Raw genomic sequence first — 22,643 nt, 5'->3', positions numbered from 1 at the left:
TTCAAAACATTGGGACGTTAAAAATAATCCACAGGCATAGCCGACGGTCACAACTCAAATAAAAAAGGCGGCAAAGCCGCCTTCTCAGATCATTCGATTCTATTAAGAATTCTGCTCCCCAGCAGCATCACCAATGGAGTCATCACGGTCATCTTTTGCCAGATCGTGACTCTCCTCTACCGGCGCAGCCGGGCCGGAGCCATTATCTCCCCACGATTTAGGTTCACGCGGCGGCTTACGCGCCATGATATCGTCGATTTGCAATGAATCTAGAGTTTCATATTCCATCAGCGCATCTTTCATGGCTTCAAGAATATCCCGGTTCTCCTCAAGGATCTCATAAGCTCGAGCATAACATTGATCGGTAATTTTACGGACTTCATCATCAATCAGCTTCGCCGTGGCACCAGAAATATGACGTGCATTAATACCATCCTGGTCTTTAGCGTCATAATCAAGCGGGCCAAGTGCGTCTGATAATCCATAATTGACCACCATTGCTCTGGCAATTTGAGTGGCCATTTTAATATCCTGATAAGCCCCCGTACTGACCCCATCAGTACCGTATAGTAATTCTTCAGCAATTCGTCCGCCGTAGGCTGTGGCGATATCACCCAATAGCTTGCGTCGACTTTCACTGATCTTATCAGCTTCGGGAAGAAAGAACGTAACACCCAGTGCGCGACCGCGAGGAATAATGGTTACCTTATGAACTGGATCATGTTCTTCCGACAGGTAACCAACAATAGCATGGCCGGCCTCATGATATGCCGTACTTTCTTTTTCCTTTTCAGACATCACCATGGTCTTACGTTCTGCACCCATCATGATTTTGTCTTTGGCTTTCTCAAATTCCTCCATTGTGACTAAGTTGCGATTAGCACGTGCCGCAAAGAGCGAAGCTTCATTAACAAGATTGGCCAATTCAGCGCCAGAAAAACCCGGTGTACCGCGAGCCAGGACGGCTGCGACCACATCATCAGCCAACGGTACTTTTTTCATGTGCACTTTGAGAATTTGTTCACGACCACGGATGTCAGGCAGACCGACATTTACTTGCCGGTCAAAACGTCCGGGACGCAGCAGTGCAGGATCAAGCACATCCGGACGGTTTGTTGCAGCGATAACAATAATACCGTCGTTAACCTCAAAGCCGTCCATTTCCACCAGCAACTGGTTCAACGTTTGCTCACGCTCATCATTCCCGCCGCCCATTCCGACGCCGCGTGAACGACCAACTGCATCGATTTCATCGATAAAGATGATACAAGGCGCTTGTTTTTTAGCTTGCTCGAACATATCGCGAACACGCGATGCACCAACGCCCACAAACATCTCTACGAAATCAGAACCAGAGATAGAAAAGAAAGGAACGCGCGCTTCACCAGCAATGGCTTTGGCTAACAGGGTTTTACCGGTACCTGGCTGACCTGCCATCAGCACCCCTCGAGGAATCTTACCGCCCAAGCGCTGGTACTTGCCTGGATCACTCAGAAAATCAACCAGCTCTTTTACATCTTCTTTGGCCTCATCGCAGCCTGCAACATCTTCAAAGGTCGTTTTAATCTGGTCTTCACTCAGCAGCTTGGCTTTGCTCTTACCAAATGCCATTGGGCCACCGCGGCCACCCGCTCCCCCTTGCATCTGACGCATAAACAACATGAAGACAGCAATGATGATCAGAATTGGCAGAGAGGCCAACAGCAGCTGAGACAGGAAACCTTGTTTCTCTGGCTTCTCACCCACCACTTCAACACGGTTATCCAGCAGAGTGTCAATCAGCTTTTCATCATAGGTTGGCAGAACAGAGTCAAACGTTTCACCAGATGTGGTACGCCCGGTGATGCTCTGCCCGGAAATTGTGACTTTTTCTACCTGACCGTTCTGTACGGCAGTCATAAATTGCGAGTAGGAATATTCCTGACCGCGGCCGACGTTCTGGAAGTTGTTAAACACCATCATCAGGACAGCCGCAATTACCGCCCAAAGTATGAAATTCTTTGCCATGTTTGGCGTACCTCTTAACTCAGCCGACCAACGCTTCCTTGATGATAATGCGCCAATCTTGCGTGTGTTGAAATTTTGACCCTAGCCATAGCTTAGCAAGCATTCACTAAGCACGAAAACCTTTACCTACAATGTAAACCTCGCGGGAACGCGCCCGAGAAGCTTTGGGTTTGCGAATCAGCACCTTAGAGAAGGACTGACGCACATCAGCAAGGTATTCATCAAAGCCTTCACCCTGAAACACTTTGGCAACAAAATGACCGTTTGGTTTCAGCGTCTGACGCGCCATATCGAGCGCCAACTCCACCAGATACATAGCGCCAGGCTGATCGATGGAAGCCATACCAGACATATTGGGGGCCATATCCGAAATTACAAGGTCTACCGGACGATCATCAATCGCCGTCATGATTTCGTCGAAAATCGCGTCCTCAGTAAAGTCACCCTGAATAAAGGTCACATCGGCAATGTTATCCATAGGCAAGATATCGGAGGCGATAACCACACCACTGCCGTCAAGCTTTTGTGCGACGACCTGAGACCACCCACCTGGTGCAGAACCGAGATCCAATACTGTCGAACCTGGCTTCAGCAGCCCATCTTTCTCGTCCAGCTCCAGCAACTTGTAACTGGCTCGTGTGCGATAGCCATCCTGCTGTGCCATCTGTACGTACATATCGTCTACATGTTCTTTGAGCCAGTTAGCACTGGTTTTCGAACGCGTCGAACGTGACATAGGGGGTTTTACTCCAAGGTCAGGTATACTGAGCGCTAATCGCGCTTGTTGAATCGGTAATGTCCGATTCTAACACTGAAACAGATACAACACTGAATAGAAGCTATATGGCATTATCAAACGAACAGAAAAAAGCATACCGCTCAATTGGCCACAATCTGAACCCAGTAGTGACCATTGCAGGTAATGGCTTAACCGAAGGCGTCATGGAGGAGCTGAACCGTGCCCTGGACGATCACGAGCTGATCAAAGTTAAAGTTGCCGTGGGTGATCGGGAGGTCAAACACGCTGTCATTGCTGAGCTGGTCAAACTGACTGGCGCCGAACTGGTACAGCAAATCGGAAAAGTAGCACTTCTGCTGCGCAAAAATCCGCGAGCCAACCCAAGGCTGTCGAATCTGCAACGCCCTTAAGTGTATTTCCGTCGCTGATTTCTGCACGTCGGCCGATAGCACTTGCAGAAACCAGCGCCCCATGTAACTCGCACTGCCGGTATGGTGTGAGCAACAACATTAGGAACCGCCAGATCTCGGGAACCAAACGTGCTAACCGAGATCGAATATTACCCGAGCACGTCGCGCTGCAAGAAATAACTCACCACTATTACCATCTTATGTCCATTCAGCGGTTGGAAGGCTGAGCCGTTCCGGTGATAATGGCTCAAATTTCAGACGCAACCACAGTCAGATTACATTTCTGTGGCAAAGAACAAGATAGCTATAACAAAGGATTCATCAGGCATGTCGAATGTTGTCATCTCCGGTACCGGACTGTTTATTCCTCCACACGTAATCACCAACGATGAACTGGTTGCCGCTTTTAACCAATATGTCGACAAGTTTAATTCTGAAAATGCTGCTGCCATTGAAGCGGGTGAAACCGAAGCATTAGCGCATTCGAGCTCCGAATTTATTGAAAAAGCATCCGGTATCAAAGCCCGTTACGCCATGTATAAAGACGGCATAATCAATCCTGACATCATGCACCCAACTTTCCCGATGACCCGCGAGGGCGACACTCCGGAAATCGTTCAGATGGGGTGCGCCGCAGCACGCGACGCCATGGAACAAGCGGGTAAGACAGCTGACGATATCGATATGGTGATTGTCTCCAGCACTTTCCGCCAACGCGACTACCCGGGCATGTCGGTAGAGATTCAGCGCGATCTTGGCATCAAAGGTTTTGCTTACGATATGGGAATCGCCTGTTCGTCTGCCACCTTCGGAATGATCAACGCTTATACCGCACTAAAAGCAGGAACAGCCAAATGTGTGTTGTTTGTAAACCCGGAGTTCACCACGCCAGGTCTGGATTTTAAGGACCGCGACAGCCACTTTATTTTTGGTGATGTAGCAACGGCTGCCGTCATGGAGCTGGAAGAATACGCCAAACCAGACAACGCTTTCCGTATTCTTGATACCAAACAGTTTACTGAGTTCTCTGACAACATTCGCAGTGATTCATCGTATGCAGACTATTGCTTCGATGAAGTGCCAGCTAATCGCTACGCATTCAAACAGCGTGGTCGCAAAGTCTTCAAAGAACTGCTGCCGCTGATTGTTACCTTCCTCGGGGAACAACTTGAAGCCAACCAACTCAGTGCAGAAGATATGAAACGTATGTGGCTGCACCAAGCCAACATCAATATGAATAACTTCGCGGTTAAGAAATTACTTGGTCGCCTGCCAACTGAGGAAGAAGCGCCAGTGGTACTGGATGAATTTGCCAATACGGCATCCTCCGGTTCTGTTATTGCCTTTCACAAATACAACGATGATTTCAACTCCGGAGACAAAGGAATCATTTGTTCTTTTGGCGCCGGTTACTCAATCGGCTCGTTGCTGGTCGAAAAAGTCTGACATTGACACACCCTGCCACCACCCGGAATCCGATGCGGATTCCGGGCCAAATCTTTGCCGTGATTCTTTATTTATTCCATTAGGTAAAAAAACCTTCATTAGCCTATTTGTCCTCTCTGTGTCAGTGTGAGTACAGACTTTATATCTGAGAGGAAAAAACATGTCTCAACCTGCACTCAAAGAACAGCCAAGCTCTTTTGAGCGTGAAGACCTGCTGGCTTGCGGTCACGGTGAAATGTTTGGCGAGGGCAACGCCCGCCTGCCGCTACCCAACATGCTGATGATGGATCGCATCGTCCATATCAGCTCTGAAGGCGGCACCTACGGGAAGGGTGAGATTGTCGCTGAATTGGATATCGACCCATCTTTGTGGTTCTTTGATTGTCATTTCGAAGGCGACCCGGTGATGCCTGGTTGCTTGGGCCTGGATGCCATGTGGCAACTGGTGGGCTTTTTTCTGGGATGGCGTGGTAATCCAGGTCGCGGTCGCGCGCTCGGGTGCGGCGAAGTTAAATTCCGTGGTCAGGTATTACCCGAAGCCAAAAAAGTCACCTATCACATCGATGTTAAGCGCGTCATGGAACAAAAGCTGGTGCTGGGAATTGCTGATGCCCGCATGGAAGTTGATGGTCGCGAAATTTATCAGGCGAAAGATCTGCGCGTCGGACTGTTCACCTCAACGGCAGATTTCTGATCTGGCAATAATCAACCAAGCGGCCAGCTTTAATGTAAAAGTGAGCAAGAAAGGTCGCCTGAGTTCACCAGAGCGACTAAGTGGACAAAAACGTCACTTCAGGTTCTACCTTTTTGGATAAAACCATAGTTTTATTGAAATTGAGTGATTAAAATCGCCGCAAATATTTTCCAGAGGCATATATGGCACAAATCATTCAAACGGAAATGACTGAACTGGTGACACCAGGACTGGCAAACTTTTCCGGCAATATGCACGGTGGCGAATTATTAAAGCTGCTGGATAAAGTTGCTTATACCTGTGCCATGCGTTATTCCGGCCACTATGCCGTCACATTGTCGGTCGATAATGTATTGTTCAAACAACCTATCCACATCGGTGAAATGGTCACTTGCCTGGCCACGATTAACTACACCGGCCGTACATCGATGGAGATTGGTATCAAGGTCATTTCTGAAAATATTAAAGAAAAAACCGTCCGTCATACCCACACTTGTTATTTCACCATGGTGGCAATGGATGAAAACAACAAGCCGGTTCCCGTACCTCAGCTGGAACTGAATGATGAAGAACAGATCCGCCGCTGGAATAAAGCACTAAAACGTCGCCAGGCACGCTTTAAACTGCAAGAAATGATGAAGCAGATTGAACAAGAAGATTCTTTCGAAAATGAGCTACCAAAAGCATCATTGATGTAGCAGATAAAAAAAATGGCCGCATTGCGCGGCCATTTTTTGAACTAGACAAAGTCATCTGCTACCAATTACAGATGTTTTACTTCGTCAATTTCGTATTCAACAGCACCAGCTGGCACCTGAACAACGGCAACATCACCTTCCTCTTTACCAATGAGTGCGCGAGCAATCGGTGAGGAGACAGAAATTTTATTCTGCTTAATGTCGGCTTCGTCATCACCCACAATCTGATACTGAACTTCGTCGTCAGTATCAAGATTGATCAGGCTCACGGTGGTACCAAACAGAACTTTACCGGTGTGTGGGATATTCTTGATATCAATAACCTGTGAGTTAGACAGCTTACCCTCGATATCCTGAATACGACCCTCAATAAAACCCTGCTGCTCACGGGCAGCATGGTATTCAGCGTTTTCTTTTAAGTCACCGTGTTCGCGAGCTTCGGCAATATCTTTGATCACCGCCGGACGAGCAACGGTTTTTAATTCCGTTAACTCAGCCTGCAGCGCCGCCTCACCTTCCACTGTCATTGGGTACTTTTGCATAATTTCTTTCCTTACACGCTGCTAAATAGCAGCGTGAATTTCCTGTAAACGACGAACTACGTTCAGGCCTTCAGCATTCAAGCCTTCTACAACGGCTTCAGCACCGGCCAAAGTTGTAGTGTAAGTTACTTTATGCTGCAGCGCGCTGCGGCGAATGTCAGCAGAATCAGCAATGGCTTGTGAGCCTTCAGTGGTATTCACAATTAAAGCGATCTCGTCATTCTTGATAGCATCAACAATATTTGGACGTGCTTCGTTCACCTTGTTGATGCGCTCAACTTCGATACCCGCTTCAACCAACTTAGCATGAGTACCACCGGTTGCAATCAGGCTGAAGCCTAACTTAGCGAAACCTTGAGCGACTGCCACAACACCTTCTTTATCGGCGTCACGTACAGAAATGAAGACTTTACCTTCTGTTGGTAATTTCTCACCGGCACCCAGCTGAGCTTTGTAGAAAGCCTCACCGAAGGTAGCGCCTGCACCCATAACTTCACCGGTCGATTTCATTTCAGGGCCTAAGATTGGATCTACGCCCTGGAATTTATTGAACGGGAATACCGCTTCTTTTACAGAGAAGTGCTCTGGTACGATTTCTTCAGTAAAACCAAGCTCAGCCAGTGTTTTACCCATCATTACTTTACCTGCGATCGCAGCTAAAGAGTTACCGATGCACTTAGAAACGAAAGGTACGGTACGGGAAGCACGCGGGTTGACTTCGATCACGTAGATCTCATCATCCTGGTAAGCCAGCTGAGTATTCATCAGACCAACCACACCCAGCTCTAACGCCATGGCTTTTACTTGCTCACGCATACGGTTCTGAACGTCTTCAGACAAGCTGTACGGAGGCAATGAACACGCCGAGTCACCAGAGTGAATACCCGCTTGCTCGATGTGCTGCATGATGGCACCGATAACAACTTGCTCGCCGTCACATACGGCATCAATGTCTACTTCAACTGCACGATTTAAGAAGTAGTCCAGCAGTACAGGGGAATCATTAGAAACCTGAACCGCTTCACGCATGTAGCGACGCAGAGATTCTTCGTTGTTGACGATTTCCATCGCACGACCACCCAATACATAGGAAGGACGTACAACTAACGGGAAACCAATTTCGTTGGCTTTAGAAATCGCTTCTTCAGTAGAACGCACCGTCGCGTTCACTGGCTGCTTCAAACCCAGACGCTGAATCATTTGCTGAAAACGCTCACGGTCTTCAGCACGATCAATCGCTTCCGGAGAAGTACCAATAATCGGCACACCAGCGGCTTCTAATTCGTTCGCCAGTTTCAATGGAGTTTGACCACCGTATTGAACGATTACGCCTTTTGGCTGTTCTTTATCAACGATCTCTAATACGTCTTCCAGAGTTACCGGCTCGAAGAACAAACGGTCGGAAGTATCGTAGTCGGTAGATACCGTTTCAGGATTACAGTTCACCATGATGGCTTCGTAACCCAAATCTTTAGCAGCGAAGGCCGCGTGTACACAGCAGTAATCGAATTCGATCCCCTGGCCAATACGGTTCGGTCCACCACCCAATACGATGATTTTTTCTTTATCGGTTGGGTTCGCTTCACACTCTTCTTCATAAGTAGAGTACATGTAAGCCGTATCGGTAGAGAACTCCGCCGCACAAGTATCAACACGCTTATAAACCGGGCGAACATCTAACTTCTGACGTTGCTTACGGAATGCTTTTTCCGACACCCCCAGCAGCTTAGCCAAACGAGCATCGGCAAAACCTTTACGCTTCAGACGGAAGATACGATCGGCATCCATCGAGGTTAAGCTGCTTTGCGCAACATCAGCTTCATCTTTAATGATGTCTTCGATCTGAACCAGGAACCAAGGATCAACACCAGAGTGCTGGTAGATTTCTTCAACACTTAAACCGGCACGGAATGCGTCACCGATGTACCAAATGCGATCAGCACCTGGGGTTTTCAGTTCCGAAATAATTTTGTCCATCGCACCTTCTGAATCAAGGTCGATGATTGGGTCAAAACCGCTAACACCCACTTCAAGACCACGCAGTGCTTTCTGCAGTGACTCTTGCTGAGTACGGCCCATTGCCATCACTTCACCCACAGATTTCATCTGTGTGGTTAAGCGGCCATCCGCTGTTGGGAATTTCTCGAAAGTAAACCGAGGAATTTTAGTAACAACATAATCGATGGACGGCTCGAACGATGCTGGGGTTGCGCCACCAGTGATGTCGTTTTGCAATTCATCCAGGGTATAACCAATCGCCAGCTTGGCTGCGATTTTAGCAATCGGGAAACCGGTTGCTTTAGAGGCCAGGGCGGATGAACGAGAAACACGAGGGTTCATCTCAATCACAACCATGCGGCCGTCTTTTGGATTAATACCGAACTGAACGTTGGAACCACCGGTTTCTACGCCGATCTCACGCAGTACTGCCAACGAGGCATCACGCATGATTTGCAATTCTTTGTCGGTCAGGGTTTGAGCCGGTGCAACAGTGATGGAGTCACCTGTGTGTACACCCATGGCATCAAAGTTTTCGATCGAACAGATAATGATACAGTTGTCGTTTTTATCACGAACAACCTCCATCTCGTATTCTTTCCAGCCGATCAGAGATTCATCGATCAGCAGCTCACTGGTTGGAGATAAATCCAGACCGCGAGTACAGATTTCTTCGAACTCTTCTTTGTTATACGCGATACCACCACCGGTACCACCCATGGTGAAAGAAGGACGAATAATACATGGGAAGCCTAAGCCCTTCTGAACTTCGCGCGCTTCTTCCATGCTGTGGGCGATGCCCGCACGTGGACATTCCAGACCAATCTTTTTCATCGCCTGGTCGAAACGGTCACGGTCTTCCGCTTTGTCGATTACATCAGCTTTAGCGCCGATCATTTCAACATTAAATTTTTCTAAGATGCCAGCAGACTCAAGGCCTAATGCACAGTTCAGTGCGGTCTGGCCGCCCATGGTTGGCAAGATTGCGTCTGGGCGTTCTTTTTCAATGATGTTGGCAACCGTATCAACCGTGATTGGTTCGATGTAGGTTGCATCTGCCATTGATGGGTCGGTCATAATTGTGGCTGGGTTAGAGTTCACAAGAATAACGCGGATACCTTCTTCACGCAGGGCCTTACAAGCCTGTGCGCCAGAATAGTCGAATTCACAAGCCTGACCGATGATGATCGGACCAGCGCCAATGATTAAAATACTTTGTATGTCGGTACGTTTTGGCATGGCGGCGTCCTACTTCTTAGCGGCTTCGATCAGATCGATGAAACGATCAAATAATGGGGCAACGTCACGTGGACCCGGGCTTGCTTCCGGGTGACCCTGGAAGCTGAACGCTGGCTTATCGGTCAGCTCGATACCCTGCAAAGTGCCATCGAACAGAGACTTATGAGTCGCTTTGATGTTTGCTGGAAGTGAGGCTTCGTCTACGGCGAAACCGTGGTTCTGAGACGTAATCATTACTACACCAGAATCCAGATCCTGAACCGGATGGTTACCACCGTGGTGGCCGTGCGGCATTTTCACCGTTTTTGCACCAGATGCTAACGCCAGCAGCTGATGACCTAAACAGATACCAAACACCGGAATGTCGGTTTCCAGAATTTGCTGGATCGCTTCGATGGCATACGTGCATGGCTCTGGGTCACCTGGGCCATTGGATAAGAAGATGCCGTCCGGGTTCATCGCCAGCACGTCCGCAGCAGGTGTCTGAGCCGGAACAACCGTCAGGTCACAACCACGTTCAGCTAACAGACGCAGGATGTTGCGCTTAACACCGAAGTCGTATGCAACAACTTTGTATTTGCCTTCTTTCAATTCGCCGAAGCCTTGGCCCAGAGTCCAGTCTTGCTCGGTCCATTTGTAGCTGTCAGTAGCCGTCACTTCCTTCGCCAGGTCCATACCTTTCAGGCCTGGGAATTCTTTTGCCGCTGCAATCGCTCTAGCAATGCTTTCTTCAGAAGCGGCATCTTCACCAGCAATGATACAACCATCTAGCGAGCCTTTTTCACGCAGAATACGGGTCAGGCGACGGGTATCGATATCGGCAATGCCCAGGATGTTATTTTCCTTCAGGTATTCATCCAACGCTTTTTCGCTGCGGAAGTTAGAAGCAATCAGAGGCAAATCACGAATCACCAGTCCTTTGGCGAAGATACCGCGAGACTCTTCGTCCTCGCGGTTAACACCGTAGTTACCGATATGTGGGTAAGTCAGAGTGACAATCTGGTTAGCGTAGGATGGGTCAGTCAGGATCTCCTGATAACCGGTCATGGAGGTGTTAAACACCACCTCTCCCACAGACAGACCTTCGGCACCGATAGCGGTACCTTTGAAGATGCTGCCGTCCTCAAGAGCTAGAATGGCTGGCGTAGACAAGGCTTAAATCCCCGAAGTAAGAACAATCTGGCGACATCGATAACGCAAAAGTGCCTGCTCAACTCGCAAAAAAGCGGGATGGAACCGAAAAGGTTTCATCCCGCTTTTTTGACTGAATTCTGAACTGCACGGCTACTCTTTTACTGGTAGTTGCGTTACATGCTTAAACTAACATTAAAGGATACTGAAAACAGAGGCTTATGTCCATCTTTAGTGCATTGATCTCAGTGAATAGCCAAGACCTCGCCATTGAGCCGTCAAATGTCATTGGGTAGCAAGACGCACCGAACAAAAGCCTGACCAACAAGACAATAAATAGATTTTCAGCATCGACACCCTCTTCACTGATTAGCTATTTAACACATAAAATTCATTCGATTTGATGAAACCGACAGGATATCGCTAACTGCCGGTTGTATTTGATACGACCTTAATGTAATTGATTAAATGATCGAAAAACAATCTCGTTATCAGCGACACTTGCGTGCATTAAAAATAGTTTGTCATTCGATTACTACGCATAAAAAATTCAAAAATAAGGTATAACAGTACCAGAATCCTCTGCTCCTAAAATAATAATAGAAAAATCAATTAAAATACCCCCTGCCAATGATGACTGCGCGATCACGACAAATCAGGTGGATCATCACAAAACACCTAGTTACACTAGGTTACATAATGTAACATACATTTTGATACCTAAAAGTGCTTCACTAAAAGACCTGTAGAGTTTTTTATTAGCAGATAATTGAGATAGATAACTACTGTTCTGTCAAAGTACAGTTAAAAGACTCAACCCGAGTAACAAGAATATTAATAAATTCCTGCTGCATCGTGGCACAGGAAGCAATGATTAAAATCACCACATTAAACGAGGTTTAATTATGCCAACAGCCGTTGATGGTCGCCGTCGTTTGCAACCGGAAGAACGCAGACGTTTATTACTAACCTATGCAGTTGAAGTGTTCGCACTCAGAGGGATTGGTCGCGGCGGGCATACAGAGATTGCTGAAATGGGAGGAGTGTCAGTCGCCACTGTTTTCAATTATTTCAAAACACGTGAAGCATTGGTAGAAGCTGTTTTGGAAGACGTTGACAACTTTTTAATCTCCCTGGCCGAATCTGTTTACAGCGAAGAAGACGATCCGGTTCAAGCCATTCGTACTCACATCAAAGCGTTTCTCAATGCCTGCGAAGAAAATCCGTCATACATTAAAGTATGGTTGGAATGGAGCGCCTCCGTTCGTGAAGAAACCTGGCCATCGTATCTGGAGTTCCAGAATAAATTACTTGATATGATTGCTAAGCAAGTGGACAAAGGGGTTAAAAAAGGCCTTATGGAACCAGGCCTGGCTCCGAAAGAACGTGCGCGCTGGGCGCTCGGTAATGCTCAGATGTTGGTGTCGATGGTATTTGATCCAAACGGAAAACCACGTGGCATGGAGAAAATGGTTGAGCGTGGCTTCGACCACATGCTGGGTGTTAAGGGCTAAGATTCCCGTCGTAACGAAAAACAAAAAAGCCGCTTCATTTTTCTGAAGCGGCTTTTTTGTTGTTAAGACAACGAGCGAACATCAAAAACCTAAGACATCCTGCATATCGTACAGACCATGAGGTTGCTCCGAGATCCACTTCGCGCTGCGCACAGCGCCTTTAGCAAACGTCATGCGGCTTTGTGCTTTATGTGTCACTTCAACTCGCTCGCCTTCCGCAGCGAACATCACGGTATGATCACCGACGACGTCACCACCACGAATCGTTTCGAAGCCAATTTGCTTGTGTGGACGAGCACCGGTCTGACCTTCACGGCCGTAACACGCTACTTCGTTTAAATCCCAACCCATGGTTTCAGCAACCACTTCGCCCATACGTAGGGCCGTACCGGAAGGCGCATCTACTTTGTGTTTATGATGCATTTCAATCACTTCGATATCACTGTCATCACCCATCACTTTGGCCGCCATGCGCAACAAGTTCAGGCACAGGTTAACGCCTACGGAGTAATTCGGAGCAAATACAATCCCCATGTCGCTCGACGCCTGCTGCAGACGTACTTTCTGCTCATCGGTCAAACCAGTGGTACCAATCACGATGTTTTTGCCGTGAGTACGGCACAGTTCAACATTGGCCATGGTGGATTCAGGAGCCGTGAAATCGATCAGGACGTCAAAGTCATTAATTACCGCTTCCAGACTGGTTGCTGTTTTAACACCCATTTCCTTCCCCAGACCCGCCAGCGCGCCCGCATCAATACCAACCATGGGATCATCAGCCAATACAACAGTGGCACCCAATTGTGCGTTTTCATCATTAGCAACCGCTTCAATTAAGACACGGCCCATACGGCCAGCAGCTCCGGTAATAGCAATGCGAGTCATGGTGTTTCCTGAATTTAAGGGGATTAATATTTTTGGGGAGTATACAGGGAAAGTGAGAACTGAGCTGCAGTGATATTTTCGAAGCAACGGCAGGAAGCCGAGGTAGCGCGGCAGGGCCAGGGGTGGCCCTTCGGCGCAGCAACTGAAATATCACTGCAACTTGGTGCGAACTGAGATCACATTTCTTCGAAGAAACGCTTCGCTCGTTCAAAGAAACTCTTATTTTGTGGCGAGTGCTTTTCGCCCGCTTTCTCGCCGTTCAAAGATGCCTGGAATTGTTCCAGCAGTTCTTTCTGCTCTTTGGTCAGATTAACCGGCGTTTCTACCTGCACACGACACAGTAAATCGCCCGGAGCACCACCACGTACCGGCACCACGCCTTTACCACGCAAACGGAATAATTTGCCGCTCTGAGTCTCTGCAGGAATTTTCAGCTTAACGCGACCATCCAGTGTTGGAACTTCCAGCTCGCCGCCTAATGCCGCATCAACAATACTGATCGGCACATCGCAATAGAGGTTACGACCGTCACGGTTGAACAACTCATGCTCACGCACACTGACTTGTACGTATAAGTCGCCAGCAGGTCCGCCCATGGCACCTGCCTCTCCCTCGCCGGACAGACGAATTCGATCGCCGGTATCCACGCCCGCCGGAATTTTAACCGATAAGGTCTTGGTTTCCTCTTTAACACCGCGACCGTGACAGCTGTTGCATGGATCTTCGATAATAGTGCCCTGACCACGACAGGTCGGGCAGGTTTGCTGTACCGAAAAGAAACCCTGTTGCATACGCACCTGCCCCTGGCCATGACACGTAGGACAGGTTTTAGGCTGAGTCCCCTCTTTTGCACCAGAGCCATCACAGACATCACAAGTGGTTAAAGTAGGAACACGGATTTTTTTCTCAACGCCACGAACCGCTTCTTCAAGAGACAAATCCATGGTGTAGCGAAGATCAGAGCCACGCTGAGGGCCACCACGACCACCGCGGCCGCCACCACCTCCGCCGCCAAAAATATCGCCGAAGACATCACCAAAAATATCACTAAACCCGCCAGCGCCGCCGCCACCAAAACCGCCACCAGCCTGGCCATCGACACCCGCGTGTCCATACTGGTCGTATGCGGCCCGTTTCTGCTCGTCACCTAAGATTTCGTAAGCTTCCGTCGCTTCCTTGAACTTGGCTTCAGCATCGGCATCATCCGGGTTACGGTCGGGATGATATTTCATCGCAATTTTACGATACGCTTTTTTCAGCTCTTTTTTATCGACGCCTTTGGATACACCAAGTACTTCGTAATAATCTCGTTTCGACATGATTTTGCTCGTTAAATGGCAAAAAACGCGGCTAGTTTTCTAACCGCGTTTTGTTTGAGTGCTTTAAAGAATTAACAATTACTTGTCTTTAACTTCTTCAAACTCAGCATCAACAACGTCGTCATCCTGACCCGCTGGCTGTTCACCGGCATCTGCCGCGCCTTCAGCACCTTGCTGCGCCTGAGCTTGCTCAGCGTACAGCTTCTGAGCAAGAGAGCTTGAAGCCTCTGTCAGAGCATTGGTTTTCGCTTCGATATCGGCTTTGTCATCAGTTTTAATCGCTTCTTCTAAATCAGCTACCGCTTTTTCGATTGCAGTTTTCTCTTCTTCCGTCGCCTTATCACCGGCTTCTTCAAGCGTTTTCTTAGTCGCGTGAATCAGGCCATCTGCGGTATTACGAACCTGAATCAGCTCTTCGAACTGCTTATCCGCTTCAGCGTTAGCTTCCGCGTCTGCAACCATTTTTTCGATCTCGTCATCGCTCAGGCCAGAAGAGGCTTTAATAACGATGGACTGTTCTTTGCCAGTCGCTTTGTCTTTCGCGCTGACGTTCAGAATACCGTTGGCATCGATGTCGAAAGTAACTTCGATCTGAGGCACACCGCGCGGAGCCGGTGGGATATCAGCCAGATCGAAACGACCCAGAGATTTGTTTTGTGCCGCTTGCTTACGCTCACCCTGAACAACGTGGATGGTTACAGCAGGCTGGTTGTCATCGGCCGTTGAGAACACCTGAGATTTCTTCGAAGGAATCGTAGTGTTTTTCTCGATAACCGCCGTGGCAACACCCCCCATGGTTTCGATACCCAGAGTCAGAGGCGTTACGTCCAGCAGCAGTACGTCTTTAACGTCACCGGCCAGTACCGCGCCCTGAATCGATGCACCAACAGCAACGGCTTCATCCGGGTTCACGTCTTTACGAGGCTCTTTGCCGAAGAACTCAGCCACTTTTTCCTGAACCATTGGCATACGGGTCTGACCGCCAACCAGGATCACTTCGTCGATTTCACTGGAGGACAGATCAGCATCTTTCAGTGCAATACGGCAAGGTTCCAGAGAACGGGAAACCAGCTCTTCAACCAGAGATTCCAGTTTGGCGCGCGTCACTTTTACATTTAAGTGCTTAGGACCCGTTGCATCAGCTGTGATATATGGCAGGTTCACATCCGTTTGTTGTGCTGAAGACAGCTCAACTTTTGCTTTCTCGGCCGCTTCTTTCAAACGCTGCAGAGCCAGTGGGTCGTTATGCAGGTCGATGCCGCTTTCTTTCTTAAATTCGTCAGCCAGATACTCAATCATGGCCATATCGAAGTCTTCACCACCCAGGAAAGTGTCACCGTTGGTTGCCAGTACTTCGAATTGCTTCTCGCCATCAACGTCAGCCACTTCAATGATGGAGATATCGAAAGTACCACCACCCAGGTCGTATACTGCGATGGTACGGTCACCACCTTCTTTATCGATACCGTAGGCCAGGGCCGCAGCTGTTGGCTCGTTGATGATACGCTTAACGTCTAAACCCGCGATTTTACCGGCATCTTTTGTTGCCTGACGCTGAGAATCGTTGAAGTACGCCGGAACAGTAATAACTGCCTCGGTTACTTCTTCACCCAGGAAGTCTTCTGCAGTTTTCTTCATTTTTTTCAGAACTTCTGCAGATACCTGTGGTGGTGCAAACTTGTCGTCTTTTACAGATACCCATGCATCGCCATTGTCCGCTTCGATGATTTTGTACGGAACCATAGAGATGTCTTTCTGAACCACGTCATCTTTAAAACGACGACCGATCAGGCGCTTAATTGCGAACAGCGTATTATCTGGGTTCGTTACCGCCTGACGCTTAGCCGGCTGGCCTACCAGAGTCTCACCATCGGTGTATGCGATGATGGAAGGAGTGGTGCGATCGCCTTCTGCGTTCTCAACCACTTTTGATTTTTCGCCATCCAGTACGGCAACACAGGAGTTGGTGGTGCCCAGGTCGATACCAATAATTTTACCCATAAGATTTATCTCCGATGTCGGCGGCACTGGCCGCCTGAAAAAATAATTACAACAGTATTTGTGTTGATTTCTATATAAGTCCGCTCACTCGCCTTTCAAGGCTGGGCGGATAAAAAATTACGCGTTTTCGTCGATCTGAGGAGCGCCCTTGCTCACCATTACCATTGCTGGACGCAACAGACGGCCTTGCAACGTGTAACCCTTCTGCATCACAGCAATCACGGTATTGGGCGCTGCTTCAGCACTCTCAATCATCGACATTGCCTGGTGCAGTTCCGGATTAAAGGTTTCCCCCATAGGATCAACCGTTTCTACTTTGAATTTCGCCAGGCCAGCAGCAAAACCAGTCAGCGTCATCTCAACACCTTCACGCAGTGGCTTAGTTGCCTCGTCGTCACCGGCGGCTGCCAGTGCCCGGTCCAGGTTGTCTGCAACACTTAACATCTCGTTTGCGAACTTTTCCACGCCAAACTTGTGTGCTTTTTCCACATCCGCTTCAGCACGGCGACGTACATTCTGCATTTCAGCCTGAACACGTAACATCTGATCTTTCAGATCAGCGATTTCCTGTTGAGCAGCCTCCAGCAGAGAAGTCAGTGCTTCTTCACCGGTTTGCTCATTTGCACCCTCCGCTGCTTCTTCTGCAGCGGTTTCGGTTGCTTCCATTTGCTCTTCAGCTGGATTCTGGATTTCGTCCTGAATGTTCTGCTCTTCAGACATCAACTTTTCCTCAATCAGGGTCGTTCAACTCGTTTCGATGAGTGGTATATGGGAACGGAATACAGAGTTTCAAGGGCTGAAACTCACACAACTTAACGTAAAGTTGATTAAATTCTTGACAGACACCAATACTGTACATATAAACACTGTATGTATAATCAGCATTAAGGTGAGTTATGCTGTCACATTTATCGATACATCAGTTTGCATTGGTCGATGAGCTGGAGCTGGAGTTTAAGCCCGGAATGGCCGTAATTACTGGCGAAACCGGTGCTGGCAAATCGATTCTGCTGGATGCTCTCGGCATCGCACTCGGACAACGAGCGGAAGCCGATAACGTGCGCTTTGGTGCCGACAAAGCGGAAGTCAGTGCCAGCTTCACACCAAATGATAGTGCCAGAAACTGGTTGGGACAGCGTGACCTGCCAACAGATGATGATCAGATTATCCTGCGCCGGGTGGTTTCCAGCGAAGGCCGTTCACGTGGTTACATCAATGGCCGCCCGGCTTCGGCAAATGATCTGAAAGATCTTGCCCAGTGCCTGATTGATGTTCACTCCCAACATGCTCACCAGCGCCTGCTGCAAAAAGATACACCGCGACAACTGGTGGATGCCTTTGGCAACTTACAACAGGATGCCCGGGCAGTTTCACAAGCGTTTAAACACTGGCAAAAGAATGCTCAACGATTAAAAACCCTGAGCGAGGAAAGTAGCGAAATTCAGGCACAACGCCAGTTACTCAGCTATCAGGTCGAAGAATTACGCGAACTGAATCTGAGCGAAACCGAACTCGATGAACTGGAAACCGAGCATAAACGTTTAGCAAACGCAGAGACGATGCTGCTAAGCGGTCAACAAGCACTGGCCTCTTGCCTCGGTGACGAAAGCGCCGAAATGGCGGCAACTCAACTGGCTTATCAGGCGATGAATTTGCTCAGCCAGCTGGACGATCATCATCCTGCGTTACTCGAAGCGAAAGACCTGCTGCAGCAAGCCCATATCCAGTTGGAAGAAGCTGGTTTATCGCTGCAACGTTACCTGGAACAAGTGGATATTAATCCGCACAGACTTCAGCAGGTTGAGCATCGTCTGGGAGAAATTTTCTCCGTTGCCCGAAAACACCAGATTCAGCCACAACGCTTATACCCATACTGGCAAGAACAAGAAGATCAGTTGGCGCAACTGAATCTCAGTGACGATGATTTGTTAGAACTGCAACAGGAAGTTGACCGCATGAAAGAACACTTCCAGCAATTAGCACAAACACTGTCAGACAAACGCCAGAGAGCCGCAACCAAACTCGATAAAGAAGTAGAGGCGCATTTTGAATCGCTGGCCTTAGGGCGCGCGCGCTTTATGACCCAGGTGCAGGTGCTCGACGAGCAACAAGCCAACCATCATGGAATCGACAGTATCAGTTTTCAGGTGCAAACCAACCCAGGTATGCCAGGCGGACCGCTAGCAAAAGTTGTTTCCGGCGGTGAATTATCTCGCATCAGTCTGGCGATTCAGGTGGTAACGGCTGCGACCAGTCAGATTCCGAGTTTAATTTTTGATGAAGTCGATGTCGGTATTGGGGGTGGAACCGCAGAGCGAGTCGGTCGCTTGATGCGATCTCTGGGAAAAGAGGAGAGTCAGGTGATGTGTGTGACCCATCAACCTCAGGTTGCTGCTCAGGCGCATCAGCATTTTCAGGTGAGCAAAATCAGCGGTGATAATTCAACACACACTCAAATCCGTGAACTTAACGGTAAGCAACGCTCTAAAGAACTGGCACGCATGCTCGGGGGCGTTGATATTACCCGACAAACCCTGGCCCACGCCCAGGAAATGTTAGATCTTGTGCAATAAGCTGCGATACTTTTACGCTGTCTAAAAGCAAAAAGCCCTGATGACTGAGTCATCAGGGCTTTTTTTGTATTACCAGGCGATGCTTATTTTTTGCGAACGTAAAGCACCAGGCTGTGGTCAACCAGCTCAAAACCATGCTCTTCAGCAATTTCGTGCTGGAGGCGTTCGATCTGCTCGTTAGAGAACTCGATCACAGTACCATCATCGACGTTCACCATGTGATCGTGATGGTCGCCACGAGCCAGTTCAAATACAGAGTGGCCGCCATCAAAGTTGTGACGCTCAACCAAGCCAGCGCTTTCGAACTGAGTCAGTACACGGTAAACCGTTGCAAGGCCAACATCTTCACCGGCATCAATCAGAGAACGGTAAACATCTTCCGCGCTCATGTGGGCTTCCGGATTACTTTCCAGAATGCTCAGGATCTTAACTCGCGGCAGAGTGACTTTCAGGCCTGCCTTGCGCAGTTCCACATTTTTATCGGACATGCTTTCCTCGAATATTTCACAGCAAGTTGAATTATCGGGTATTATCGCTGGTCTGAGACATCATGCGCAACTGATAAGCATTTGCCAGAGCGCTGGAGCCAAACGATTTGCCAATAATGAGTGTATTTATGCGAGTGTCAATTCTGACTGTTTTACTGGGTTTTGCAACCCTGACGGGCTGTGCTTTCCCAGGAGTTTATAAGTTAAACGTGCAACAAGGTAATATCGTAACCCATGACATGATCGAACAGCTGGAACCTGGCATGACACAGCGTCAGGTAGAGTACGTGATGGGAACACCGATTGTTCAGAACCCTTATGAGCAACAACGCTGGGACTACATTTATACACTCGAGCAACGAGACGTCATCACCAAGCGCTATCACATTAAGGTTTTCTTTGATGAACAGGGCAATTACAGCCGTTATGAGGGAGAGTTACCCAAGGACGAAAGCCTGGACAAAAGTCAGGTAGACGATCTACCAGCTCAGGAAGAAAAGCGCAATCTGCTGGATACTTCTGAGTAGTACGCCCGACAAGCAGTATCACAGGGCCTCGCACCCGTTCAGGTTGCGGGGCTTTTTAATAGCCCAAATTACGTCTTGTTTTTTGCCGCACGATTAGCACGCGCCTGTTTCGGGTCAATCAGCAGTGGTCGATAGATCTCAATCCGATCACCATCACGCACAGTATCGGTATCTGGTGCACGCGACGCCTTACCGAAAATACCGTATTTTGCCTCGTCCAGATTCAGATCGGGAAACTCATCAACAATGGTGGATTGCTGTGCGGCCTGGCGAATGGTTGAACCTTCCTCCACCATAACTTTAAGAATCTTTTGTTTTTCTGGTAACGCGTAAGCGACTTCAATTTCGATCATGTTTACGTCTTCCATCTCTGCCTACTCCGTTACTTGTAAACTTCTTCTGCGCGTTTTACGAAGGAATCCACCATCATATTGGCAACCTGTTTAAACACCGCGGCCATGGCCATCCCCGTAATCCGATTCCCCATTTCAAAATCGAGATCCAGTGATACCTTACAGGCTTCATCCGATAATGGGTCAAAATGCCAGATGCCGTGAAAACGACTGAAAGGACCGTCAAGCAGCCTCATTTCCATCCGATGAGGAGGCTCCAGGGTATTACGAGTAGAAAAACTCTGATTAACACCCGCTTTTGAAATGGTCAGCTCAGCCTCAATGAAGTTCTCACCTTCTTTGATGACATGAGTTTTTTCGCAGCCGTTAAGAAACTCCGGGTAGCGGCGCACGTCATTAACCAGGTTAAACATCTGCTCTGCGGTGTGCATTACCAAAGCACTGCGGGTAATGGTGGTCATATCGTCTCTCTGACAGAACTCAAACAAACAGCGTAAACAAAAACGCCGGAGCGGGATTATACCCGCTCCGGCGTAGGATTCAGCAGCTATTCACAAACTAGCCGAATAATCCCGATATCCAACTGAAGAAACCGATGCCATTCAGGAAGATATAACCGACTGCAATTGGTGATACAAAACGCACCATCACACGCCATACGCTGTAAATGAGGGAACGATCTTTATCTACCTGTGCTGCGGTATGGCTTTCTTTCATAAACCAACCAACGAAAATCGCAATCAGAATACCGCCCAGTGGCAGCATGATATTCGATGATACAAAGTCGAGATTATCAAAGATGGTCTTACCGAAGAACTTAACTTCAGACCATTCATTAAAGGACAGTACCGTACCAATACCCAGCAACCAGGCCAGACCACAAATAACCGCTGTTGCCTGTACACGACCCAGGCCGCGCTCTACTGCCCATGCGACCGCTGGCTCAGCAATCGAAATTGCAGAACTCCACGCAGCAATTGCGACCAGAACGAAGAAAGCAACACCCAGAATGTCACCACCCGGCAGACCGCCCAGAGCCAGAGGGAAAGTCACAAACATCAGACCAGGGCCAGCACCCGGCTCGAGGTTGTTGGTGAATACGATAGAGAACACGATAATGCCAGCGACCAGTGCAACCAGAGTATCAAGGAAACCAACGGTCATTACGGTTTTACCCAGAGACTCTTTCTCAGGCATGTAAGCACCGTATGCCATGATGGCACCCATACCCAAAGACAAAGTGAAGAAAGAGTGACCCAGTGCCACAACAATACTTTCACCAGTCAGCTTGCTGAAATCGAAGTCAAACAGGAAGTGTAATGCCTGAGAGAAACCTGCAGTCGTCATCGCATAGCCCAGTAACAGGATCAGCATGATGAACAGCAGCGGCATCAGGATACGAATGGTATTTTCCAGACCCTTATTCACACCACGCGCAATCACGTAGGCGGTCAGAATCATAAAGATAGTGTGGTAAACGGTCAGCATGACCGGGTTAGCCAGTAATTCATTAAATACTGCACCGGCTTTGTCACCATCAGCACCAGTAAAAGTACCAACAGCCATTTCACCGATGTACTCCAGCGTCCAGCCAGCAATTACACTGTAGAAAGACAGAATAAAGAAGCCAGCCAGAGCTCCCATCCAACCTATAACACGGAAGAATTTGGGTGCCTCATATTCGTCGGTCAAATTTTGCAACGCATGAATGGGACTCAAACGTGTTTTTCGGCCAATCAGTACTTCCGCCAGCATTACGGGGATACCCGCTGCCAGAATACACAGCAGGTACACCAGTACGAATGCACCGCCGCCATTTTCGCCAGTAATGTATGGAAACTTCCAGATATTTCCCAAGCCCACAGCAGAACCCGTCGCGGCCAAAATAAAGGTCCAGCGATTGTTCCAAATGCCGTGCATTCCCCGTTTATCGTTATTCATAATCTTATTATCCGTTTATCGGTTAAACCGAGCGTATTGTTCAAGATTTACTGTACTGGCTCAAGCGTGAATCGGGCCAGACAGCCGATAAATACTACAATTGGGCAGCTTTTAACCAGATAGTCAGGTTTAACACCT

The 22,643-nt window shown here is 48.5% G+C and carries 20 protein-coding genes; 7 read left to right on the top strand and 13 right to left on the bottom strand.

Going from position 1 to position 22,643, the window contains the following annotated elements; translation table 11 throughout:
• Positions 1–102: 102 nt before the first annotated feature.
• Complete coding sequence (gene ftsH, locus MK185_13020) at positions 103–2,007, bottom strand: ATP-dependent zinc metalloprotease FtsH (GenBank protein MCH2041547.1); 1,905 nt, start codon at positions 2,005–2,007, stop codon at positions 103–105.
• A gap of 106 nt (positions 2,008–2,113) precedes the next feature.
• The gene (gene rlmE / locus MK185_13015; GenBank protein MCH2041546.1) at positions 2,114–2,743 is read right to left on the bottom strand and encodes a 23S rRNA (uridine(2552)-2'-O)-methyltransferase RlmE; all 630 of its coding nucleotides are present in this window, start codon (positions 2,741–2,743) and stop codon (positions 2,114–2,116) included.
• A 107-nt stretch (positions 2,744–2,850) separates the two neighbouring features.
• Between rlmE and yhbY the strand changes: the two genes are divergently transcribed.
• The 4 genes from yhbY (at position 2,851) to MK185_12995 (ending at position 5,994) form a co-directional block, all read left to right on the top strand.
• Positions 2,851–3,156, top strand: coding sequence for a ribosome assembly RNA-binding protein YhbY (gene yhbY, locus MK185_13010; protein ID MCH2041545.1), 306 nt, complete (start codon positions 2,851–2,853; stop codon positions 3,154–3,156).
• A 327-nt stretch (positions 3,157–3,483) separates the two neighbouring features.
• Positions 3,484–4,602, top strand: a complete 1,119-nt coding sequence (locus MK185_13005; GenBank protein ID MCH2041544.1) for a beta-ketoacyl-ACP synthase III — start codon at positions 3,484–3,486, stop codon at positions 4,600–4,602.
• Positions 4,603–4,762: 160 nt separating this feature from the next.
• Positions 4,763–5,296: a 3-hydroxyacyl-[acyl-carrier-protein] dehydratase FabA gene (fabA, locus tag MK185_13000; protein MCH2041543.1), complete on the top strand. Its 534-nt coding sequence runs from the start codon at positions 4,763–4,765 to the stop codon at positions 5,294–5,296.
• Between the two features lie 182 nt (positions 5,297–5,478).
• The gene (locus tag MK185_12995) at positions 5,479–5,994 is read left to right on the top strand and encodes an acyl-CoA thioesterase (GenBank protein MCH2041542.1); all 516 of its coding nucleotides are present in this window, start codon (positions 5,479–5,481) and stop codon (positions 5,992–5,994) included.
• Positions 5,995–6,059: 65 nt separating this feature from the next.
• On the opposite strand, the gene greA is transcribed toward MK185_12995, so the two are convergent.
• From greA to carA, 3 genes are read right to left on the bottom strand one after another with little or no spacing between them, the layout of a single operon-like run.
• The gene (gene greA, locus MK185_12990; GenBank protein MCH2041541.1) at positions 6,060–6,536 is read right to left on the bottom strand and encodes a transcription elongation factor GreA; all 477 of its coding nucleotides are present in this window, start codon (positions 6,534–6,536) and stop codon (positions 6,060–6,062) included.
• A 21-nt stretch (positions 6,537–6,557) separates the two neighbouring features.
• Entirely contained in the window at positions 6,558–9,773 is a 3,216-nt protein-coding gene (gene carB, locus MK185_12985) for a carbamoyl-phosphate synthase large subunit (GenBank protein MCH2041540.1), read from the bottom strand.
• 9 nt (positions 9,774–9,782) lie between these two features.
• Positions 9,783–10,925 carry a glutamine-hydrolyzing carbamoyl-phosphate synthase small subunit gene (carA, locus tag MK185_12980; protein MCH2041539.1) on the bottom strand — a complete coding sequence of 381 codons (1,143 nt, stop codon included), beginning with the start codon at positions 10,923–10,925 and terminating at the stop codon, positions 9,783–9,785.
• Between the two features lie 884 nt (positions 10,926–11,809).
• On the opposite strand from carA, the gene MK185_12975 reads away from it, so the two are divergent.
• Positions 11,810–12,418, top strand: a complete 609-nt coding sequence (locus MK185_12975) for a TetR/AcrR family transcriptional regulator (protein MCH2041538.1) — start codon at positions 11,810–11,812, stop codon at positions 12,416–12,418.
• 81 nt (positions 12,419–12,499) lie between these two features.
• Here MK185_12975 and dapB read toward each other — a convergent pair whose 3' ends face one another.
• From dapB to grpE, 4 genes are all read right to left on the bottom strand, one after another.
• Positions 12,500–13,303 carry a 4-hydroxy-tetrahydrodipicolinate reductase gene (gene dapB, locus MK185_12970; GenBank protein MCH2041537.1) on the bottom strand — a complete coding sequence of 268 codons (804 nt, stop codon included), beginning with the start codon at positions 13,301–13,303 and terminating at the stop codon, positions 12,500–12,502.
• 176 nt (positions 13,304–13,479) lie between these two features.
• Positions 13,480–14,622 (bottom strand): molecular chaperone DnaJ, encoded by a 1,143-nt coding sequence (gene dnaJ, locus MK185_12965; GenBank protein ID MCH2041536.1) that lies wholly within the window; start codon positions 14,620–14,622, stop codon positions 13,480–13,482.
• Between the two features lie 78 nt (positions 14,623–14,700).
• Entirely contained in the window at positions 14,701–16,623 is a 1,923-nt protein-coding gene (gene dnaK / locus MK185_12960; GenBank protein ID MCH2041535.1) for a molecular chaperone DnaK, read from the bottom strand.
• A 117-nt stretch (positions 16,624–16,740) separates the two neighbouring features.
• Positions 16,741–17,343 (bottom strand): nucleotide exchange factor GrpE, encoded by a 603-nt coding sequence (gene grpE, locus MK185_12955; GenBank protein ID MCH2041534.1) that lies wholly within the window; start codon positions 17,341–17,343, stop codon positions 16,741–16,743.
• Positions 17,344–17,519: 176 nt separating this feature from the next.
• Here grpE and recN point away from each other — a divergent pair, with 176 nt between their 5' ends.
• Entirely contained in the window at positions 17,520–19,196 is a 1,677-nt protein-coding gene (gene recN / locus MK185_12950) for a DNA repair protein RecN (protein MCH2041533.1), read from the top strand.
• Positions 19,197–19,279: 83 nt separating this feature from the next.
• Here recN and fur read toward each other — a convergent pair whose 3' ends face one another.
• On the bottom strand, positions 19,280–19,684 hold the full coding sequence (fur, locus tag MK185_12945; GenBank protein MCH2041532.1) for a ferric iron uptake transcriptional regulator: 405 nt from the start codon (positions 19,682–19,684) through the stop codon (positions 19,280–19,282).
• A 128-nt stretch (positions 19,685–19,812) separates the two neighbouring features.
• Here fur and bamE point away from each other — a divergent pair, with 128 nt between their 5' ends.
• Positions 19,813–20,211: an outer membrane protein assembly factor BamE gene (gene bamE, locus MK185_12940; GenBank protein MCH2041531.1), complete on the top strand. Its 399-nt coding sequence runs from the start codon at positions 19,813–19,815 to the stop codon at positions 20,209–20,211.
• 68 nt (positions 20,212–20,279) lie between these two features.
• On the opposite strand, the gene MK185_12935 is transcribed toward bamE, so the two are convergent.
• The 3 genes from MK185_12935 to MK185_12925 form a co-directional block, all read right to left on the bottom strand.
• The gene (locus MK185_12935) at positions 20,280–20,579 is read right to left on the bottom strand and encodes an RnfH family protein (GenBank protein MCH2041530.1); all 300 of its coding nucleotides are present in this window, start codon (positions 20,577–20,579) and stop codon (positions 20,280–20,282) included.
• Positions 20,580–20,593: 14 nt separating this feature from the next.
• A complete protein-coding gene (locus tag MK185_12930; protein MCH2041529.1) occupies positions 20,594–21,025 on the bottom strand; it encodes a type II toxin-antitoxin system RatA family toxin in 432 nt (143 codons plus the stop codon).
• 97 nt (positions 21,026–21,122) lie between these two features.
• Complete coding sequence (locus MK185_12925; GenBank protein ID MCH2041528.1) at positions 21,123–22,505, bottom strand: sodium-dependent transporter; 1,383 nt, start codon at positions 22,503–22,505, stop codon at positions 21,123–21,125.
• Positions 22,506–22,643: the final 138 nt, after the last annotated feature.

It is taken from the genome of Saccharospirillaceae bacterium, from assembly GCA_022448365.1.
Lineage (GTDB): Bacteria > Pseudomonadota > Gammaproteobacteria > Pseudomonadales > Oceanobacteraceae > Bacterioplanoides.
Note: the sequence above shows the minus strand (reverse complement) of the source record. Positions and strands in the feature narration are given on the sequence as shown.

What these genes read in the sequence shown, in the direction of transcription:
- dnaK (MCH2041535.1), bottom strand. Translation starts at nt 16,623, where the DNA reads ATGGGTAAAATTATTGGTATCGACCTGGGCACCACCAACTCCTGTGTT.
- ftsH (MCH2041547.1), bottom strand. Translation starts at nt 2,007, where the DNA reads ATGGCAAAGAATTTCATACTTTGGGCGGTAATTGCGGCTGTCCTGATG.
- MK185_12935 (MCH2041530.1), bottom strand. Translation starts at nt 20,579, where the DNA reads ATGGAAGACGTAAACATGATCGAAATTGAAGTCGCTTACGCGTTACCA.
- MK185_12930 (MCH2041529.1), bottom strand. Translation starts at nt 21,025, where the DNA reads ATGACCACCATTACCCGCAGTGCTTTGGTAATGCACACCGCAGAGCAG.
- MK185_12925 (MCH2041528.1), bottom strand. Translation starts at nt 22,505, where the DNA reads ATGAATAACGATAAACGGGGAATGCACGGCATTTGGAACAATCGCTGG.
- dapB (MCH2041537.1), bottom strand. Translation starts at nt 13,303, where the DNA reads ATGACTCGCATTGCTATTACCGGAGCTGCTGGCCGTATGGGCCGTGTC.
- rlmE (MCH2041546.1), bottom strand. Translation starts at nt 2,743, where the DNA reads ATGTCACGTTCGACGCGTTCGAAAACCAGTGCTAACTGGCTCAAAGAA.
- MK185_12975 (MCH2041538.1), top strand. Translation starts at nt 11,810, where the DNA reads ATGCCAACAGCCGTTGATGGTCGCCGTCGTTTGCAACCGGAAGAACGC.
- yhbY (MCH2041545.1), top strand. Translation starts at nt 2,851, where the DNA reads ATGGCATTATCAAACGAACAGAAAAAAGCATACCGCTCAATTGGCCAC.
- carB (MCH2041540.1), bottom strand. Translation starts at nt 9,773, where the DNA reads ATGCCAAAACGTACCGACATACAAAGTATTTTAATCATTGGCGCTGGT.
- MK185_12995 (MCH2041542.1), top strand. Translation starts at nt 5,479, where the DNA reads ATGGCACAAATCATTCAAACGGAAATGACTGAACTGGTGACACCAGGA.
- fur (MCH2041532.1), bottom strand. Translation starts at nt 19,684, where the DNA reads ATGTCCGATAAAAATGTGGAACTGCGCAAGGCAGGCCTGAAAGTCACT.
- bamE (MCH2041531.1), top strand. Translation starts at nt 19,813, where the DNA reads ATGCGAGTGTCAATTCTGACTGTTTTACTGGGTTTTGCAACCCTGACG.
- greA (MCH2041541.1), bottom strand. Translation starts at nt 6,536, where the DNA reads ATGCAAAAGTACCCAATGACAGTGGAAGGTGAGGCGGCGCTGCAGGCT.
- dnaJ (MCH2041536.1), bottom strand. Translation starts at nt 14,622, where the DNA reads ATGTCGAAACGAGATTATTACGAAGTACTTGGTGTATCCAAAGGCGTC.
- fabA (MCH2041543.1), top strand. Translation starts at nt 4,763, where the DNA reads ATGTCTCAACCTGCACTCAAAGAACAGCCAAGCTCTTTTGAGCGTGAA.
- grpE (MCH2041534.1), bottom strand. Translation starts at nt 17,343, where the DNA reads ATGTCTGAAGAGCAGAACATTCAGGACGAAATCCAGAATCCAGCTGAA.
- recN (MCH2041533.1), top strand. Translation starts at nt 17,520, where the DNA reads ATGCTGTCACATTTATCGATACATCAGTTTGCATTGGTCGATGAGCTG.
- MK185_13005 (MCH2041544.1), top strand. Translation starts at nt 3,484, where the DNA reads ATGTCGAATGTTGTCATCTCCGGTACCGGACTGTTTATTCCTCCACAC.